Source organism: Polaribacter sp. 2305UL8-11 (genome assembly GCF_058147165.1).
In genome coordinates, this window is the sequence record NZ_JBYVJW010000010.1 from 54,947 (window position 1) to 75,476 (window position 20,530).

The following is a 20,530-nucleotide window of genomic DNA, read 5'->3' on the forward strand; positions in this document are numbered from 1 at the left end:
AAATATTGTATATTGATGTAATAGTGTGGGGGGATTGTACAAAAGTAATATTTTTTTTTCATATATCACCTCCCATTATTTATAAGAAACATTTATTAAAAAAAAGTCACAAAAAAAAGAGATCAGAATATTCTGATCTCTTAATTGTTAAACAATAGTATTTATGTGATGCTATTCTAAAATTACTTTTTTAGATAGTTTCCCTTTTTCTGTATGAATTTTTATGACATAGAAAGCTGAAGAAATATTTGTAATTTTTAACCTATTCTCTAAAGATTTTTCTATTATTTTCCATTCTTTGACTTTCTGCCCTAAAATATTATAGAGTGTAATTTTTTTAATATTTAAGTTAGAAGTATTCTGAATAACTAATTCTTTGTTGGCATTGTCTACAAATGTTTGAATATTATTGTTTAATATATCATTTTCAGTATTTAAAGAACTAGATTTAATAAACGTTATATAAAAACGATCTGTATATGTTCCTTTTTCTAGAGATAATGGAATATTATCTTTTAAATTGTAAGAAATGCCTAATGTTTTATCGGTAAGAAATATATCTCTATCTATATACCTTTTTTCGTCAATTTCGAACAATACATCTTCTGTAGTATTAATTTTTACAATTAAAGGGACTTCCAAATCATCTGTAATTTCGCTAACCCCAGTAATAATCAGTTTTTTATTGTTCATTTCAGGGAAACTCCAGTACATATCTGTTGCGCCAATATCAAATATTTCGCTATCAAAACCATAATCGTAGGCAAAACTATTACCTTGTTTAAAAGAGATACCAATTTGTCTATGTAGTGGTTGATTGAATGCATTATAATAAGATAAACCCAATTTTAAAATAGGGAGTTCCTCCACATCATCATTATCTGTTTTAGACTTTTTATTATTTCCTTTAAAGAAAAATGTAGCTTCTGGTCCAGTATCTCCTCTGTAATTTCTTTGAGAATTTTCGAACCTAACAGTACCACCAGTATCAGAACCAGTAACAAAAAATCCTTGAGCTACAGCAATATATCTACTTGGCGCATTATAAGTGCCATTGCCTAATGTAACTCTGTCTCCACCTAAAATAAATGCAATACTATCTACTGCAATATTTGTTGGATTATCAGATGAAATTGTAAATGAGTTTATCCCTGTCCAACCCAGAGAAATTTCATTTCCGTTAGCATTTATTAAAGAATTAGTAACAACGCTATTATCACCTGTATTGTCTGGTCTTAAGGTGATTGGCTCTGTTGTACTACCACCTCTGTTGAATAAATAGATTTTTTCTAAATCGACTTTTTTATCAAACGAAACTGATAAAGAATCTAAACTATTACTATTACTGGTTTTTACAATGATATTACCTGAAGTACCACTTATACCACCAGCGTCTAATAAATCTAAACCACTAGCATTAGAAGTGGTAACAGTTGCAGTTACATTAGTTGGTTCTCCATCTCTTGTAAAAGTCACAGTTTCAAAAATATCACTTCCGCTATCTGTAGCAGTTTCCCAATTAAAATTTTCTGGACTCTCAGCAGCAATATCGCTTGCAGCTATACCCATAGATAAGTTTCTTTGAGAATAACCACCTTGATACCCTTGCTCATTATGACCTTGTGTTGCAGTACCTAAGCCATCTTCTCCTGTATGTTCCCAGAAGTACAATGTACCATCTATTGCACTTTCGTTTGCAGTTATAAAATCATTTGCATCTAAAGCACTTGGATATGGGTTACCCAGCATTGCAGATTTATTTGCATCTAAGCTAAAAGTAATAGAACCATCATTTGGAGTTCCTACGAATGTGAATCCTTGACCAATAACTCCTGTAGACTTCATTGTAAATCCTTGACCTCTTGTGATGTCTTCGTTTTCGGTTCTTTGCAAATATGTGGTGTCGTCTATACCATTTAAATATGTGTAAATCCAATAGCCAGCAATTGATATTGGTGAGGTTGCAGCACCATCAAAACCAGCTACCCAATTAATATCTACAATTGCAGAGTTTTCTGATGTTGGAGTTGTACCATCTTTCATTACTTCTTTAACTTTAAAAGTAGATTTACCGAATTCTCTTACAGGAGAACTCCAATAGTGATACCTAAAAATGCTTGGTACTTTTGCTTGTTGATCTCTAAATAACTTTCCACTTCCTTGAACGTTAGACAGACCAGTATGTGTTTGTATTAGTTGGCCATCTCCAATTAGCCTAATTTCTCCATCTAAAATAAAATTTTCATCAAATTCTAAATATGTATCATCATTAACCATTAGCTTAGAGTTTTCTTTAATCCAAACACACTCAACAATTGCGTTTTCTGTTAAAGTAGCGTTAGTTAATGATGCTTCTGCATCAATAACCATTACTTTATCTCTATCTTGTGGCTCATCACTTGGACCACCAGTTACAGCCCCACTATTACCACCAGACCATGCAGACATATCTCCATTCCAGAAAATACCATTGATTTCTGAATAGGTAAAGTATTTTGTACCATTAAAGTTAAAATCTACAGTATAAACATTTTCTGAATTTATAGTTTCTGATGTTACAGGTATGTATTCTACATTAGTTGTAAATGCGGCATCGTCTGCAACTTTAAAAACTTTTACTGTATTTGCTGTAGTCAAAGCATTATCTAAAGTTGTTCTATCTACAGCTACTTGTACAGAAGCTACATTTCCATTTTCTACAATTTTCCAAGTTCTTGCTAATGTTTTTTCTGGAGCACAAATTAGTTCTGTTTCTGTAACATCTGCTTCTAAAACACTACCATTATTATTACCCCAAACTAAAAAGTCTTTATTGGTGGTAAATGTATTTAAATTGGTTTGGTTTGTGGTTGCTATGGCATCTAAACCAATAGTAATAATGGCATCTGTATTTATAGATTTAGATTGTTTTTGATTTAATGCCATAGCATCATCTCTACCTATACCTGCTACATCATTATGGTATGATGAATTTGTTGTATAATTCCATACTTTTGTAGATTGGTCTGCTAATACATAATCTCCCTCTATTATTGAGGTAGGTGTAGTGCTGTTATAATCTACAGTACTAAGTGTAAAGCCATATTTTATGGCTAAATAACTTTCTATTTGTTGTTGTTTAGCAGCTGTTGGGGTTTCATTAAACACCATAATTTCTGCTATTTGTGCATCTATAAAATTTCCATTATTACTTGCGCCTATGTCAAAATCATCATTTACACCATTTATTGTTGTTAATGCATTGTTTGCTCTAAATAATGGATTGCCTAAAACATGTATTGATTGGCTGTTTCCTGTTGGTGCAGCAGCACCATTTGTTGTGGAACCTAAAGTGTATAAACTATATGAATTTTCATTAGCAGTTATGTTTAAAATTTGTGAAGTAGGGGAACCAAATCTTTGTCTTAAGTTTGTACCACTTACCAATCTTGTATGAAAATTACTAGAACTCATATTTTCTATAAATACAAAACCGTTCCCAGCGATATTATTAGGGTTAAAAACTACATAAGTCCATAAATTGGAGTAACTAGCCCCGCCTAAAATACCTCCAGAAATTATTAAATCTTGGTTTGTACCATCAAAATCTATAACTGGATTAAAATTTAGTGCTCCATCAAGTTTATCTGGTGCTTCTCCAGTAGCAGATGTTGCATTAAATGCGCTTGCTGTTTGGTCTACCCATGATGTTACTTCATCAGAAGTTTCTGTCACAGCTAAATCTGCTCTAAGCCAAAGAATGTTACCTGGTGTTCCTGGAGTTATACCATCATTATCTTCATCTCTGTAATCTACATCATCTGTACCTACATCTGTGTCTTCGTCTGGTAAATCTGAAGATGGTGTGTTAATTTCGTCATTAACATCATAACCATCATTTGTATTTGAGCCTTCAAAATTATCATCTAATCCATCTCCATCTGTATCTGTTCCGCTTACTGTATTGTCTGAGTCACCATTTTCTTGGATGTCTGGAGTACCATCTCCATCAGAATCTGAATCTAAATAGTCTGGAATTAGGTCTGAATTTGTGAGTGCATTATCTGTATTTACAGGAGAAATGTTTGTACCACCCTGTGAAGTTTCGTAATTATCATCTAAACCATTGTTGTTAGCATCTGTGATACTGTTTCCAATACCAGAAGGTGCAATGTAACCTAGTGTAGTTTGTGCTTCTACGTTATCTGGTATACCATCGTTATCTGAATCTATATCTAATCTGTTTTCTACACCATCGCCATCATTATCGCAAGATAGTGTTGCTTCTATTTTTATATCACTAGAAGACCATACAATGGAGTTAGAATATCTGGCAGCGTCAATTAAACCAGCAAAACCAGAAATAGTTACCCCAGCAGAGGTGCCACCAAAGTTACCACCTAAACCACCATCACTACCATGAGCTGGTATATTTGTTGCGACTGCATTTGTTGTTGCTGAAACACCATCTAAATAAACAGTCATTGCTCCACTGTTATAAGTTATTGCTACATGATGCCAGAGATTATCTACAGTTAATGTAGTGGGATGCGTAACATTTGTTTGTGTGTTTGATGTTCTTGTAGAGTACGTTAATACGCCATCATCTATCCATAAAATAGAACCATGAGTGCCACCACCTTCTTCATAGATTGCTCTATTACCTGTTACATCTGTGGGTTTTATCCAGGCAGAAAAACTTATTTGGGTATAAGCAGACTCCATAAAAGTGTTATCTTGACTGTATCTAATCCTGTTGTCTGTGCCATTAAAGCTAGCTGAATGTGTACCTTGTATTGCATCTGTTGAAAATCCAGGTGTAGTTCCATCTCCTGTTCTTTCATTATGACTATTACCAGAAGTATCGTTTGTATTGTTGTCTAAATTCCAAATTGCTTCTGCAGTTGTAACAAAAGTTATACCTGGTGTAGTGCAACCTTGGTTTTCTATATAATCTGGGATACCATCATTATCATCGTCTATATCATCATTATTTGCTATTCCATCTTTGTCTGTATCTACACCAACAACATTATCTCTGTAATCTACGTCTCCACCAATGTTTACATCTGCATCTCCATCTGTAAAATTATTTGTTTGGGTGCTGTCAAAAGTACCATTTGGGTCTGAGTAATTATCACCATCTCCAGTACCAAAACCATCTCCATCTGTATTTCCAGCTCCATTATCATCTAGTGTATTGTCTAAACCATTATCTCCAACAGCACCATCTGTTCTACCATTTGTATCACCATCTGTTAGCCCTGTACCAGATTCTACAATATCAAATACCCCATCTGCATCTGAATCTAAATCTAAATAATCTGGGTCTGCATCTCCATCTGTGTTTACTGGTGTTAAACCTGTATCATAAGCTAAATCTATTCCTGAAAGACTGTAGTTTCCTGTTGGTGCTATGTAATCCTGTGTAGATTGTGCTTCTATATTGTCTGGAATACCATCATTGTCTGAATCTAAATCTCTAAAATTGAAAACACCATCTCCATCTGTGTCTTTTGGGGTACAGAATGCTAAATTACCAATTGCGATATCTTGGTTGTCACCAAATGCATCTCCAGTTCCAGAATTTTTATAGATTATTTGTAACTGTGTAATATATTCTGGAATAGGGTTTATAACTACATTGGATGCTGCAGCTCCATTTCCTTCAAAAGTATTTGAACCTACATAGCTGTTTGTTGCTCCTACTGTATAATCTGCTACATCTAGTGTGTAGTTTGAACCATCTTGTTTTGTAAGTACAATTTGTACATTATCTTGTACAATTGTACCATTATCTTGATTTACGTCATATAGAGTAAATGTTAAACTATATACTGGTGTGTTAAAGTTAAAAATATGTCTTGATTCTGCATTTTCTGTTCCTAATTGAGATAAATTATAAGAACTGTCTGTGGTAACATTATCATTAACTCTATATTCACTATCACTACCTACGTTTGTTGTTCTGCTTAACTTAATTGTTACATTTGAATTTACTATTTCATCATTAGTTTCTATGGGATCATCTCCATTTGTAACTACAGTATCTCCTTCTGCATATTCGTTATCCCAATTTAAAATTCCGTTATTAACGGAGCAATCTCCTAACTCTATTGTATCTAATATACCATCATTATCATCATCTAAATCTACTTCATCATTAATGCCATCTCCATCAGTATCTTTTGTAAAAGTATCATCTCTGTAGTCTACATCACCACCATTAAAAACATCTGAGTCTGCATCAGGAAAATTATTAGTTTGTGAATTATCAAAAGAACCGTTTACATCTGAGTAATTGTCTCCATTGTCATAAGCGTTGTCTAAACCATTATTACCCACAACACCTGTTAGTGTTAATCCTGCTTCTGCTGTGTCTAAAACTCCATCATTATCAGAATCTGTTTCTAAGTAGTCATTTTGTGTATCTAAATCTGTGTCTACTGGTGTTAAACCACCTGTATAAGCTGTATCTACACCATTTGCGTCAAAAACTCCATTTGGAGTTATGTAATCTGTTGTAGATTGTGCTTCTATATTGTCTGGAATTCCATCATTGTCTGCGTCTAAATCGAAGTGATTTGGAATACCATCAAAATCTGGATCTGAACTAGACCAAACTCCAAAACTGTTAATTGTATCTCCAGGGATTCCTGTACTAAAATCTGCATCTCTGTAATTTGGGGTTCCATCTGAATCTGCGTCTGCAGAAGGATCATAACCACCAGCTTCTACAGTATCTAAAATACCATCATTGTCATCATCTAAGTCTACAGCATCTTGAATGCCATCATTATCATTGTCTACGAATGAAGTTGTTGTATCTCTCCAATCTACGTTATTTGGTGCGTCTGCAGCATTTGTATTTGGGAATTCACCAAAAGGTGTGCTATCAAAAGAACCGTTTGTGTCTAAATAATTGTCTGAATCTTCGGAATTGGAGTCTAGACCATTTGCACCAACAACACCAGAAAGAGATAAATTTGCTTCAATTCTATCTAAGACGCCATCGTTATCTGAGTCTGTGTCTAAATAATCTGCTATGGCATCTGCACCACTATCTGTGTTTACTGGTGTAAAACTTGTTGCACCAAGAGTGTCGTTATTTTCATAAACGTTATAAAGTCCGTTTGCGCCAACGCTTCCTGTTGGAGCAATGTAAGCGAAAGTATCTTGACCTTCTATGTTGTCTGGTATACCATCATTGTCTGAATCTAAATCGAATTGATTTGGAATTCCATCATTATCATCATCGCAAGTAGTGACAAATCCTTGGTAACTTACATTGTCTATTTCTAAAGCTCCTGCACCACCATCTACATTTAATCTTATTCTAATATATCTGGCTGTACCATCTAATTTATATTCTTTGTTTTCCTCTGTATCAATTGCAGTCCAGCTATATATTATTTGATTAGAAAAAGTAATATTATCTGCAGATTGCTCTACTGACATGAAATGGTTGATGTTATTTGTAATTCTAGATTCTATTTCTACAATGGTTTTATCTGAAACATCTACACCTAAGTCTATTACTAAATTATCGGCTACTTCTTCTAAAATGGCTCTTGCGTTATCTGAACCAATTGCATTTGCAGAATTAGTTACTCCTGTTTGAGATTCTATCGAATCTGCGTTACTGCCTGTTGTGTTTGCTGTGGCACATTCTACAGTATCTAATATACCATCATTGTCATCATCTATATCTACAGAATCTACAATACCATCTCCATCTGTATCTTTTTCTAAACTGGTTGTTGCGTCTCTCCAATTTACTTCATCTGGAGAGTCTGCAGCGTTTGTATTAGGGAAATCATTAAAAGGTAAATTGTCATAGCTACCATTTACATCTGCGTAGGTATCTGCGTTGTCATAAGCGTTGTCTAACCCATTATTACCAACATTTCCTGTTAAAGTGATATTGGCTTCATTTGTGTCAGACACTCCATCGTTATCTGAGTCTAAATCTAAATAATCATCTAAGCCAACACCATCTGTGTTTTCTGGTGTTATATCTGTACCTCCTTGTGCGGTTTCATAATTATCATCTAAACCATTTGCATTAGCATCTGTCATTGCAGTTTCTGCACCACTCGGAGCTATATAATTATCTGTTGCTTGGGCTTCTATATTGTCTGGAATACCATCATTATCTGAATCTAAATCTAAATGATTTGGTATACCATCATTGTCAAAATCAAAAACATTAGGGATACCATCACCATTAATATCATTATAATCGGTTACTGTTGCATCTCCAATACCATCATCTCTAGTATCTAAATAATTTGGTAGATCATCTCCATCTTCATCACCTAAAGGATCATAAGTTGTGCCTCCAGAGGTTAATTCTACAGTATCTGGAATACCATCATTGTCATCATCAATATCTACTGTATCTGGTATGCCATCATTATCTGTATCTACTTCTTCTACAGCATTAATTTGTATGGCAATATTTACTGCTTCTAACAATTCACTACTTGCACCAGAAGCAAATGCTCCATCATTTCTTGGATACAGAGTTAATTCTACTTCACCATTTATATCAGGAGTCCCTACAAAAAAAGTTTTTGCAATACCCCATTTTTCTCTTGAAATGTTTGAGATTAATTGTCTTGGGTTGCTATCTATTTGATAATCAAATTGATCCATATATGTGCCTGCATAGAATGCTCCACCTCCGTCTGAATTACTAAGGCTAGTCATTGCATATATAGTAACAACATAGTATTTGCCAACTTCTAAATCTCCAATAGTAGTTCTTACGGCTTCTTCTGTAAAATCTGGTCCAACATCTCTTAATGTAATCCAAGTTGTGTGACCAGTTGGAGGTAGAGGTAAAGGACCATTTGCCCATGATGCATTACCTCCTAAAGTACCACCACCACCAGCATTATTTCTATCTGAAACATCTGGTGTACCATTTAAATCTTCATAACCAGCAGGTGTACAATTACCACATCTTGTTGCTAAAGATCCTGTACTAGGGATTGTTTGTGAATATGTTTTAAAATTTATTAAAAAAATACAAAAGAAAATGAAATAGAAAAATGTTTTGGGTTTCTTTTGTATAGTTAATGAATGTAAATATGCTGTGCCCATGATATTTAATATTTTAACTATAATTAGAGGTCTAGTTCTAACAAATATACAATATCATTTTTTTAATTACTAAAATTTAAGTGTGTATCTCTATATATTGCTCCTTGAAAAGATTTTTTTTTACGTTGAAATGTATTTACTGTGTAGTGGAATGATTTTTTATATACTGCTAATTTTTATTATTTTTTTTCTTAAAATTATTCTAATTTTTAGAAACTTTATTGTATTCACTAATCATAAAATAAGCCCAAATTATAACACAAATTCCTACAATTATAGAAAAATATAAAACTATACTATTTGCGCTCATTCTGAATCAGTTTTAAGTATATCATTACTCCTAAAAGTGTTGGAGCCCAAAGACCGATAAAAATTCCGTGTAATTTATTTCCTGTTAAGAAGAGGTATTCAGCTACAAGAATAATAGAGATACAGAGTAATAACATTAAAAAGTTTGCAGTGCCAATTTTTTTTATGAAGTTCATAAACTATTTTAAAATTTATGAAAAATACTAAATTTTAAAAATAAAAGTGTTTATTTTTTTTAAAATTTGAATATTTCTTTGTTTCCATTTTAAATCTCACCTATACAAAAGACTATACAAATATATTTTTTTTTCTTATTTTAGTGATTTTAATAAGAATTAATAACCAAACATAAGGTTTATATATTTAGTATGGGTAAGTTTAAAATTTTAACAATCGTCCTTTTCTTTTTTTCTAATTGGTTTCTATTTTCTCAAGAATTACCTCCAATTAATGTTTTTACAACTGGAGATTATAGTGCAGAAAATCAAAATTGGGCTATCTCTCAATCTAATAATGGTTTTATTTATTTTGCTAATAATAAAGGATTGTTGGAGTTTAATGGAGCTTCATGGAAGTTGTACGAAACTCCAAATGAAACCATAATGAGGTCTGTTAAGGTTATTAAAGAAAAAATCTTTTCTGGGTTTTATATGAATTTTGGTTTTTGGAAAAAAAACAATTTTGGCGCCTTAAAATTTACATCTATTGTAAAGTCTCAAAATATAAAAATGCTCGAAGATGAACAAATTTGGAATATTGTAGAAATTGATGGATGGGTAATTTTTAAATCTTTGCAACGAATTTATCTTTATAATTTAGAAACCAAGCTTGTTAAAATAATTGATGCAGAGAAGAAGATTCATAAATTATCTAAAGTAGATGGTGTTATTTATTTTCAAGAAGATAAAAAAGGTCTTTTTAAAATTGAAAATGGCCTACCTAAATTAGTTTCTAATCATGCACTGTTAAAAAATAAAATTATTGTTGATATTTTTAAAGAAGACAATAAGCTGCTTTTTTTAACCCAACAAGATGGTTTTTATTTGTTAGAGGATAATATTCCTGTTTCTTGGAATACAAATTCCAATAAAATATTAAATAATCAAAAAATATACAGTGCTAAAAGGTTAAAGAATAGAGATTTTGCTTTAGGAACCATATCTAATGGTTTAATTTACCTAAACTCTGATGGTTCTTTAAATTATAAAATTAGTCAAGATTCTGGTTTAAGTAACAATACAGTTCTGTCAATTTTTGAAGATGAAAAAAGTAATATATGGTTAGGTTTAGATAATGGAATTAACTGTGTAAATAATGATTCTCCTTTTAAAATTAGCTATAAAAATGAGTTTTTGGGTACAATTTATACTTCTATTGTATATGACAATAAAATTTATTTAGGAACAAATCAAGGTCTTTTTTATAAGGAGGTAAAATCATCAATGCCTTTTCAGTTTTTAGATGGTACTCAAGGACAAGTTTGGAGCTTAGATATTTTTGATAATACTTTGTTTTGTGGTCATGATTCTGGAACCTTTGTAATTTCTAAAAACAATACACTACAAAATATTTTTAAAGATCAAGGTACTTGGGGATTTGTAAAAGTTAAAGAAAATTTGTTAATACAAGGTTGTTATGATGGTTTGTACATTTTAGAAAAAAACAATGCCAAATGGCGTCTAAAAAATAAAATTGAAGGTTTTGATAACTCAAGCAAGTTTATCGTAAAAGTTGATGAAAATAAGTTTTTTATCAACCATGAGTATAAAGGAGTTTTTAAAATTGATTTGGATAGTGAATTTAAAAAAGTAATTCATATAGAAAAAGATAACTCTATTAAAAAAGGTATTCATTCTAGTATTGTAAAATATCAAAATAAAATACTTTATGCGAACAAAAATGGCGTATTTGTATATAATAAAGAGTTAAATTCTTTTGCAAAAGACAGTATTTATAGTAAGTTAATATCTAAAGATGACTTTATTTCTGCTAAGCTAGTGCATAACAGATCTAGTGATAAGCTCTGGTCTTTTTCTAAAGATTATATTAAATACTTTACTCCAGGAAAATTAAGTAATGAGCCAGAATTACATAAAATTCCGATTTCGGAATCTGTGCCTAAAGCTGTTTCTGGTTATGAAAATATAATTCACATTAACGATCAAGTTTATTTAATTGGTACTTCAGATGGTTTTATAGAGATTGATTTAAAAAAACTTAAAAAGCCATCAGATTTTAAGGTTTACATTAATAAAATTAATTTGTTTACAGTAGGAGGCCCTAAAAAAAAGATAGACTTAAATGGAAAAGAAAATAATTTTGATTATAAAAATAATAATATAGAGTTCTTTTTTAACGTACCAAATTATGATAAGATTTTAACTACAAAATACCAATATCAATTATTGGGGCTACATAAGAACTGGATAAATATCTCTAATTCTAATTCTAATTCTAATTCTAATTCGGTTTTATTCGAAAATTTATCTTTTGGAGATTATACTTTTAAGCTTAGAGCTCTTAAAGGAGATGTGTTAAGTTCTAATGAAATTAATTTTAAATTTACTATTGATAGACCTTGGTATTTGTCTAATTTTTTTATTGCATTGTACATACTACTTAGTTTGTTGGCTTTTTATTTGGTTCACATTGCATCAAAAAGATATTATAAAAAGCAAAGAGAGGTTTTGTTAGATAAAGCAAAAAAAGAATCAGAATTAAAAGCTTTAGAGAGTGAGCAAGAAATTATAAAACTAAATAATGAAAAGCTTAGAACAGATATTAAAAATAAGAATAATGAGTTAGCAACTTCTACAATGAATATGATTAAGAAAAATGAATTCTTAAGCACTATTAAAAATGAGTTAATTGAAGGAGGAGATAACAGAGTTGCCAAGGTTGTTAAAATTATTGATAAAAACTTAAACAACATAGATGATTGGCAAATGTTCCAAGAAGCATTTAACAATGCAGATGAAAAGTTTTTAAAGAAAGTAAAAAGTTTGCACCCTAATTTAACTCCAAATGATTTAAGATTATGTGCTTATTTAAGACTTAATTTATCATCAAAAGAAATTGCTCCTTTGTTAAATATATCACCTAGAAGTGTAGAGGTTAAGAGATACAGGATTCGAAAAAAAATGAATTTACCACACGATTCGAACTTAACAAACTACATTTTAGAAATATAGCACCTTAACATTTTGTTTTTTTAACACAACATTACCACAACAAAGTGGTATTTTGATGTTTTTTCTTGAAAAAAAAAACCACGTTCTTTTACGATATTGTTAGCTTTTGCCTTTGTTTTTTATGGTGTATACTTTTTGTAGCGGTTGTTTTTTGTAATTTAATAATTGTTTGGCTTTAAATTTACAATTCAAATAATAATAACATTCTAAATGAAAAAAACATTCACACTATTACTCTTTTTATTTTGTGGTTTTGCAATTAGTGCACAAACAATAAATGTAAAAGGTGTTGTTAAAGATGCTAAAACTGGAGATCCACTTCCAGGAGTAAGTATTTTGGTAAAAGGAACTACTGTAGGGACTCAAACAGATTTTGATGGTCTTTATAATCTCTCTAAAGTAGAGAAAGGAGCAATTCTAGTATTTAATTATTTAGGTTATGCAGTAAAAGAAGTTGCAGTCACTCAAAATTCTATTAATGTTAATTTAGATGAATCTGCAGAATCTTTAGATGAAATTGTTGTGATTGGTTATGGTACACAGCGTAAAAAAGAAGTTACTGGTGCAGTGTCATTAGTTTCAAGTGGTACTATAGAAGATTTAAACCCAACAAGAATAGAGCAAGCCATACAAGGACAAGTTGCTGGTGTAAATATTACACAAAACTCGGGTTCTCCTGGAGCAGCTTCTAATATAAGAATTAGAGGTATATCTACAAATGGAGACAGTAGACCTTTAATATTGTTAGATGGTAGAGTTATAGAAGATTTAAGTGTTGTAAGTCCTTCAGATATAGAATCTATTAATATTTTAAAAGATGCTTCTGCTGGTATTTATGGTGTACGTGCAGCAAATGGTGTAATATTGGTAACAACAAAAACAGGAAGAAAAAATACAGATTTTAAATCGGTTTTCAATGCTTCTTATGGATTTCAGCAAACAACTAGAGAAATTCCAGTTTTAAATGCCACAGAATATGCATTGTTAGCCAACGAAGCTTTTGCAGCAAATGGAGAGCAATTGCCTTTTTCTAGCATAAGTGGTTTAGGGCAAGGTACTAATTGGCAAAATCAAGTTTTTGAGACAGCTCCTTTTTTTAGTATAGATTATACATTAAATAAAGGTACAGAGAATTCTACGTTTTCTTTAGGTTTATCTGTAACAGAACGTGAAGGTATTGTTGGAAAAGATAAATCTAGCTTTAATAGAAGTAATTTAAGAATAAATTACGATTTAGATATTTTAGATAATTTAAAGTTTAACTCATCAACAGTTTACACAAATACAAATAGCAAAACATTAATAGAAAGTACATTAGGTTCTGTATTGTTTAATGCAGTAAACATGCCACCCACAACACCAGTGTTTTTGCCAAATGGAGATTTTTCTCAGCCTCCAGTAACAGGTACTGGTATAGAAGTAGCAAACCCTTTAGCACAGATAAGCAATGCAAATAATAGGAATTGGGTAAATAAAATTTCTGGTAGTTATGGTTTAAACTATAAGTTTTTAGATTATTTTTCTGCAGAAACAAGATTTCAAGCCAACTATTCTGTTACAAATTCTAATACATTTAATCCTTTATTTAACTATGGTATTGGAAATGTATTTAATGTAGATCAATCAACATTTGTAGATTTTAGTCAAAGTTTTTTCGATTATACGTTTGATGCTTTCTTAAAATACGAGAGAGTGTTGGATGAAGTTCATGATATTAAAGCAATGATTGGTACATCTGTTTTTAAGTCTACAGGTAGGTTTAATACAATTTTAACAAGTAATGCAATAGGTACAAGTCTTTCTGATGTATCTGTAGGAAGTCCAGTTTTAAATGGAAATGGTTTAGAAATTTTCAAAAATAATAACAATGGTTCTAATTTAGTTTTTGACAGCCGTTTGTTATCTTATTTTGCAAGACTTCAGTATGGTTATGATGGTAAATATCTATTATCAGCAACAGTAAGAAGAGATGGTTCTAGTAATTTTGGGCCAAAAAATAAATTCGGATATTTTACAGCAGGTTCTTTAGGTTGGGTAGTTTCAGAAGAATCTTTTTTAAAAGATTCAGATGTCATCAACTTCTTAAAATTTAGAGCAAGTTATGGTATTATAGGTAATGACAGAATACCAGGTTTTAGGTTTGTATCTATTTTAAATGGTGAAGCAGAGTACGTGTTTAACAATCAACTACAACAAGGTATAGCTTTAGGACCAATTGCTAACCCAGAAATAAAATGGGAAAAACAAATTCCATTAGATTTTGGTATAGATGTAGAGCTTTTTAATAAAGTAAATATTACAGCAGATTATTTTAAGAAAACAACAGAAGATTTATTAGTATCTGCACAAACATCAGGTATTATTGGTGTTGCTGCACCAGGTTCTTCAGTTCCAGTAATTAATGCTGGTAGTGTAGTAAATAAAGGTTTTGAATTTTCTATCGGATACAAAGAATATGTTTCAGATGACTTTAATTTCAACATCAACTACAACTTTACAACCTTAGATAATGAAGTAACTTTTGTAGGAAACTCTACAGGAATTATAGAGGGAGGTTCTTTTGGTGTAGGTCAAGATCCACCATCTAGAATGGAAGCAGGTTTTCCTATCGGGTATTTTTACGGTTATAAAACAAACGGACTTTTTCAAACTCAAGCAGATGTAAATGCACATGCTACGCAAACCAATGCTGCTCCTGGAGATTTACGTTTTGTTGATGTAAATGGAGATGGAAAAATAGATGCAGATGATAGAACGTATATTGGAGATCCAATTGCAGATTTAACAATGGGATTGAATTTATCTTTCAATTATAAAAAATTCGATTTTAGCGCTTATGCTTTTGCATCATTAGGAAATGAAATTGTTAGAAATTACGAAAGAAACTTACCATTAACAAACAGACCTACATATTATTTAGATAGATGGACAGGACCAGGAACAAGTAATTCTTTTCCAAGAGTAACAACAGGAGCTACAGGTAATGCTCTATTTTCTGACTTTTTTGTAGAAGATGGTTCATTTGTAAGATTACAAAATATTCAATTAGGTTATAGTTTTGGACAGAGTACTTTAGATAGATTAGAGTTCGATAAATTAAGAATCTATGTATCTGCAGATAATTTGTTTACACTTACAAAATATAGAGGGTTTGATCCAACAACATCAAATGGAGCTCCAATAGGTGGTGGTATAGACCAAGGTTTTTACCCAAGTCCTAAAACCTTTTTGTTTGGTATTAATCTTAATTTTTAAAAGATAAAAGATAAAAGATGAAAAATATAAAAATATACACAATTTTTATCCTAATATTAGGATTTAGCTATGCTTGTAGTGATGATTTTGTTGATGTAAAACCAACTTCAGATAATTCTGAAGATTTCTTCAACACACAGCAAGATTATGAAAATGCATTAATTGGTGCTTATGATTTATTACAATCTACTTACTTAAATGTATTGTTAGGCGAAATTGCTTCAGATAATACTTTGGCTGGAGGAGAAAGTGCTACAGATGTTTTAGGAATACAAGAAGTAGATGATATGGTGCATACTCCTTTAAATGCTCAATTAAGAGATATTTGGAACTGGATGTTTGCTGGAGTAAATAGAGCAAATTACATCTTAGAATTTAAAGATAAAACAGATTTTACTGGAAAAAATGAAATTATAGCACAAGCTACTTTTTTAAGAGCTTATTATTATTTTGAATTGGTAAAATGGTTTGGAGATGTACCTTTATCTGTAGACAAAAGAATTGAGTTTGGAGAACAATTTGTAATTGATAGGACTCCAAAAGCAGAGGTATATGCTCAAATAGAAAAAGATTTACAATTTGCAATAGATAATTTACCTTATGTACAAGCAACTCCTGGAAGAATAACCAAAGGTGCTGCAGAAGCTTTGTTAGGTAAAGCATATTTATATCAAAATAAATTTAACCAAGCAGCTACTGTTTTAGAAAGCGTAATCGTTAATGGACCTTATGATTTAGTTGCAGATTATAAATCGATTTTTGAAGAAGTAGGAGAAAACAATATAGAATCCGTTTTTGAAGTTCAGTATTTTGAAGGACAAGGAGCAGGTTTTGGCTGTTTACAATGTAGTGAAGGTAATGTTGCTGTTGGTTTTAATGGTGTTAGAGCTTATGTTGGGCCAGATTACTCATCAGGTTTTAGTTTTAATGTTCCAGTACAAGAAGTAGTAGATGCTTTTCAAGCAGGAGATTTAAGAAAAGATGTAGCCATATTAGATATAGAGGCTTGGGCAACCCAAACAGGAGCTACTTTTGGAAAAGGTTATGAGCACACAGGTTATTTTAATAGAAAATACATTCCAAGAACAAGAAGTGCTAATGCTCAAGGAGATCGTAATTTAACAAACCCTAACAATTATAGAGCTATTCGTTTTGCAGATGTATTATTAATGGCAGCAGAAGCATTTAATAAAAGCACAACACCTAATGATGTAAAAGCGCAAACATATTTAAATAGAGTTAGAGAAAGAGCTTTTGGTAATGCAAATAATAATATTACAGCAACAGGAACTACTTTATACAATAATATTTTACAAGAAAGAAGAGTAGAATTAGTAGGAGAAGGACATCGTTTTTTCGATTTAGTTAGAACAGGAAGAGCTGCTCAAGAAATTAATGGATTCGTACAAGATAAAAACGAAGTTTTCCCTATACCAGCTATAGAAATTCAATTAGCAGGAAATAGATGGTGTCAAAACAAAGGATATGCAACTTCAACTTGTTCAACAAATTAAAAAATATATAATATGAAAAACATAAAAAATATATTTAAAACTAGTGTAGTGTTATTACTTTTAATAGCATGTACAGACAATTTAAGAGATATATCTTTTGCAGAAAATATAGTACTTCCTTCTAATGTGGCAGCTAGTTACGATATTACGCAAGATAACTCAGGTCAGGTTACAATATCACCAACAGCAGATGCAGCAGTTTCTTTCGAAATTTATTTTGGTGATGATACAAAAGAACCTGCAAAAATAGCGCAAGGACAATCTGTAACACATACCTATAAAGAAGGCAGTTACAATGTAAAAACAGTTGCATTTAATTTAAACGGAGATTCAGTAGAAGCAATTCAGCCTTTAGTAGTATCATTTAAAGCACCACAAAACTTAGTGGTAACTATAGAGAATGATGCAGCAATTTCTAAACAAGTAAATGTAACTGCAAATGCAGAGTTTGCTGCAACTTACGAGTTTTATTCAGGAGAAGCAGGAATAACTCAACCAGTTGCAACTGCAAATATTGATGATGCACTTTCTTATCAATATCAAACTCCAGGTAAATACGATGTAAAAGTAATTGCAAAAGGTGGTGCTATACAAACTACAGAATATACTGCTAATTTCGAAGTTACAGAAATTTTAGCTCCAATAGTTGCAGCACCAAAACCACCAGCAAGAAAAGCTGAAGATGTAATATCTATTTTTAGTGATGAATATACAGATATAACCTTAAATGAATTACCTACTTCTTGGTCTTCTTCTGGTTTTGAAGCTGTTAATTTAAATAATGACAATGTTTGGAAATTATCAAATATAGATTTTGTAGGTATAGTAACTAATTATACAACAGGTATAAACGTTTCTGCAATGGAAACTTTACATATTGATTACTGGGTGCCAGAAGGAGTAACTAATGAGTTATCAGTAAAAATTGTAAATACTATTGATGGAGGAGAAGATATAGAATCTTTAGGAAAAACTGTTACAGGTTCGTGGCAAAGTATAGACATAGATATGTCTGGTTTTGACGGAGGTAATTTAGCAAATAAAGAAAAGATTACACAAATATTAATAGATTCAGATGGTGTAGCTGGTGTAGTTTATATAGATAACTTCTATTTCTATAAATCGCCAAGTGTACCTTTTAACGGAATTACTCCTTTAACTTTCGAAGACAATTTTGAATTAAGTTCTTTTGATGGTGGAGAAATCTCTAAAGTAGATAACCCAGATGCATCAGGTATAAATACTTCTTCAAGAGTATTTAAAATGGTTAAAAATGCAGGTCAACCTTGGGGAGGATCTAAAATTACAGTTGCAAAACCTTTCGATGTTTCAAATAGTACTGTAAAATTAAAAATTTGGTCTCCAAGAACTGGTTTAAATCTATTATTAAAATATGAAGATGATCAGGCTTGGCCAAACACAACTGCATCTGCAGAAATAACTGCAACCACTACAGTTGCAAATGCTTGGGAAGAGTTAACGTTTGATTTTTCTGGCATTAGTACTACTGTAGATTTTTACAACTTAGTATTAATTATGGATAATGGAACGCAAGGAGATGGTTCTGCAAACTATACCATTTATGTAGATGATATTTCTACTTCACCAGAGCTTAATTTAGAGCCAAATGTTACGCTTTCTGGTTTTGATGGTGGTGTAACTTCTATTATTGATAATCCAGATAAAACTGGTAATACATCTTCAAGAGTGTTGCAAATGGTAAAAAATGCAGGTCAGCCTTGGGCAGGTTCAAAAGTAACAGTTCCAGCTCCATTTTCTTTTATTGGAGGTACAGGTGTTAAAGTAAAAGTATGGTCTCCAAGAGCAGGTTTAAAACTATTGCTAAAGTTTGAAGATGCAGTTGCTTGGCCAAACACAACAGCTTCAGCAGAAGTAACAGCAACAACAACAGTTGCAAATGCATGGGAAGAGTTAACGTTTAGTTTCTCAGGTATTAGTACTTCTGTAGATTTTAACAATTTAGTATTAATTATGGATAATGGAACACAAGGAGATGGTTCTGCAAATTATACCATTTATGTAGATGATATCACACAATTTTAACAATAAGTAAAATGAAAAAAATAAAATATATAAAAGCACTATTTTTTTGTGTCATCCTAGTATTTCTAGGATGCCAAGAAAATGAGTATTCATTTGGAGAAATTATAACTCCTTCAAATATTCAAATCACTGCAGAAATTGTAGGTGCAGATGCTAACAATCCTAATGGAGATGGAAGTGGAGAAGTTAAATTTAATGTTGTTGCAGATAATGCAGTATCTTATAAATTGGTTTCTGGTGGAGCAGAGTACGTTACATTATCAGGAGAGCAGAAAATAATTTTTAGTAAATTAGGTTTAAACACATATACTGTAACAGCAGTAGCATCAGGTACAGCTGGGGTTTCTTCTAGCAAATCAATTCAGGTAGATGTTTTAGCAACATATTCTCCACCAAATGATTTAATTCAAAAATTATATGGTTTTGATCCAGCAAACCCATCAGTAGCAAGTTCTAAAACTTGGAAAATTCAATCTGCAAAACCTGGTCATTTTGGTTTAGGGCCTGTAGGAGGTACAAAACCAGTAGAATGGTATGGAGCAGGAATAGATGAAAAAGCAGGTGTTGGTATGTATGATGATCGTTTTGTGTTTAGTTCAGATGGTACTTTTGAGCATAAAACCAATGGAGATATTTTTGGAAGAGATCCTCACATTATAAATGATTTAGGACCAAATACAGCAGGAACTGTAGATGGTGCAGATATATTAAATTATGCTTATGCAGATTACTCAGCAACATATACACTAACAGCACCAGCAGGTTTTGAAACGATAAGCTTAACAAACAATGGGTTTATAGGTTATTACACAGGAGGTAATCATAAATATGAAATATTTGATAGAGGTACTCCAAATGAAATGGTACTAAGAACTACAGATGCAGATGCTTCATTTGATTGGTGGTTTATTATCGTTTCAGAGTAATTTTATTTAAAACCACAAAAGAGTATAATTAAGGAGTCAGATTAACTCTGACTCCTTTTTTTTCATTGAAATTACCTTTTTAAAACTGTACAAGTTCTTTTGATGAATTTTTTTACCACATCATAAAGTTCTTTAAACAATACATTACCACAACATATTAAAAAATCGTTTCAATTAATATGTT

General features: G+C 31.5%; 7 protein-coding genes. 5 read left to right on the forward strand and 2 right to left on the reverse strand.

The features are described 5' to 3' along the window. Positions 1–171: 171 nt before the first annotated feature. Both ACY2RW_RS10500 and ACY2RW_RS10505 read right to left on the reverse strand, forming a co-directional pair. The gene (locus ACY2RW_RS10500) at positions 172–9,087 is read right to left on the reverse strand and encodes a DUF8202 domain-containing protein (protein ID WP_490122682.1); all 8,916 of its coding nucleotides are present in this window, start codon (positions 9,085–9,087) and stop codon (positions 172–174) included. A gap of 296 nt (positions 9,088–9,383) precedes the next feature. Beyond that, the gene (locus tag ACY2RW_RS10505) at positions 9,384–9,572 is read right to left on the reverse strand and encodes a hypothetical protein (RefSeq protein WP_490122683.1); all 189 of its coding nucleotides are present in this window, start codon (positions 9,570–9,572) and stop codon (positions 9,384–9,386) included. A 192-nt stretch (positions 9,573–9,764) separates the two neighbouring features. Between ACY2RW_RS10505 and ACY2RW_RS10510 the strand changes: the two genes are divergently transcribed. From ACY2RW_RS10510 to ACY2RW_RS10530, 5 genes are all read left to right on the forward strand, one after another. After that, positions 9,765–12,587, forward strand: a complete 2,823-nt coding sequence (locus ACY2RW_RS10510) for a helix-turn-helix and ligand-binding sensor domain-containing protein (RefSeq protein ID WP_490122684.1) — start codon at positions 9,765–9,767, stop codon at positions 12,585–12,587. Positions 12,588–12,797: 210 nt separating this feature from the next. Beyond that, positions 12,798–15,842, forward strand: coding sequence for a SusC/RagA family TonB-linked outer membrane protein (locus ACY2RW_RS10515; protein WP_490122685.1), 3,045 nt, complete (start codon positions 12,798–12,800; stop codon positions 15,840–15,842). A gap of 17 nt (positions 15,843–15,859) precedes the next feature. Next, entirely contained in the window at positions 15,860–17,356 is a 1,497-nt protein-coding gene (locus ACY2RW_RS10520) for a RagB/SusD family nutrient uptake outer membrane protein (RefSeq protein WP_490122686.1), read from the forward strand. A 12-nt stretch (positions 17,357–17,368) separates the two neighbouring features. Next, positions 17,369–19,420, forward strand: a complete 2,052-nt coding sequence (locus ACY2RW_RS10525; protein WP_490122687.1) for a hypothetical protein — start codon at positions 17,369–17,371, stop codon at positions 19,418–19,420. 11 nt (positions 19,421–19,431) lie between these two features. Beyond that, positions 19,432–20,346: a glucan endo-1,3-beta-D-glucosidase gene (locus ACY2RW_RS10530; protein ID WP_490122688.1), complete on the forward strand. Its 915-nt coding sequence runs from the start codon at positions 19,432–19,434 to the stop codon at positions 20,344–20,346. Positions 20,347–20,530 lie beyond the last annotated feature (184 nt).

Bases quoted from the DNA above. Each gene is read 5' to 3' on its own strand.
- ACY2RW_RS10500 (WP_490122682.1), bottom strand. From the start codon at position 9,087: ATGGGCACAGCATATTTACATTCATTAACTATACAAAAGAAACCCAAA.
- ACY2RW_RS10505 (WP_490122683.1), bottom strand. From the start codon at position 9,572: ATGAACTTCATAAAAAAAATTGGCACTGCAAACTTTTTAATGTTATTA.
- ACY2RW_RS10510 (WP_490122684.1), top strand. From the start codon at position 9,765: ATGGGTAAGTTTAAAATTTTAACAATCGTCCTTTTCTTTTTTTCTAAT.
- ACY2RW_RS10515 (WP_490122685.1), top strand. From the start codon at position 12,798: ATGAAAAAAACATTCACACTATTACTCTTTTTATTTTGTGGTTTTGCA.
- ACY2RW_RS10520 (WP_490122686.1), top strand. From the start codon at position 15,860: ATGAAAAATATAAAAATATACACAATTTTTATCCTAATATTAGGATTT.
- ACY2RW_RS10525 (WP_490122687.1), top strand. From the start codon at position 17,369: ATGAAAAACATAAAAAATATATTTAAAACTAGTGTAGTGTTATTACTT.
- ACY2RW_RS10530 (WP_490122688.1), top strand. From the start codon at position 19,432: ATGAAAAAAATAAAATATATAAAAGCACTATTTTTTTGTGTCATCCTA.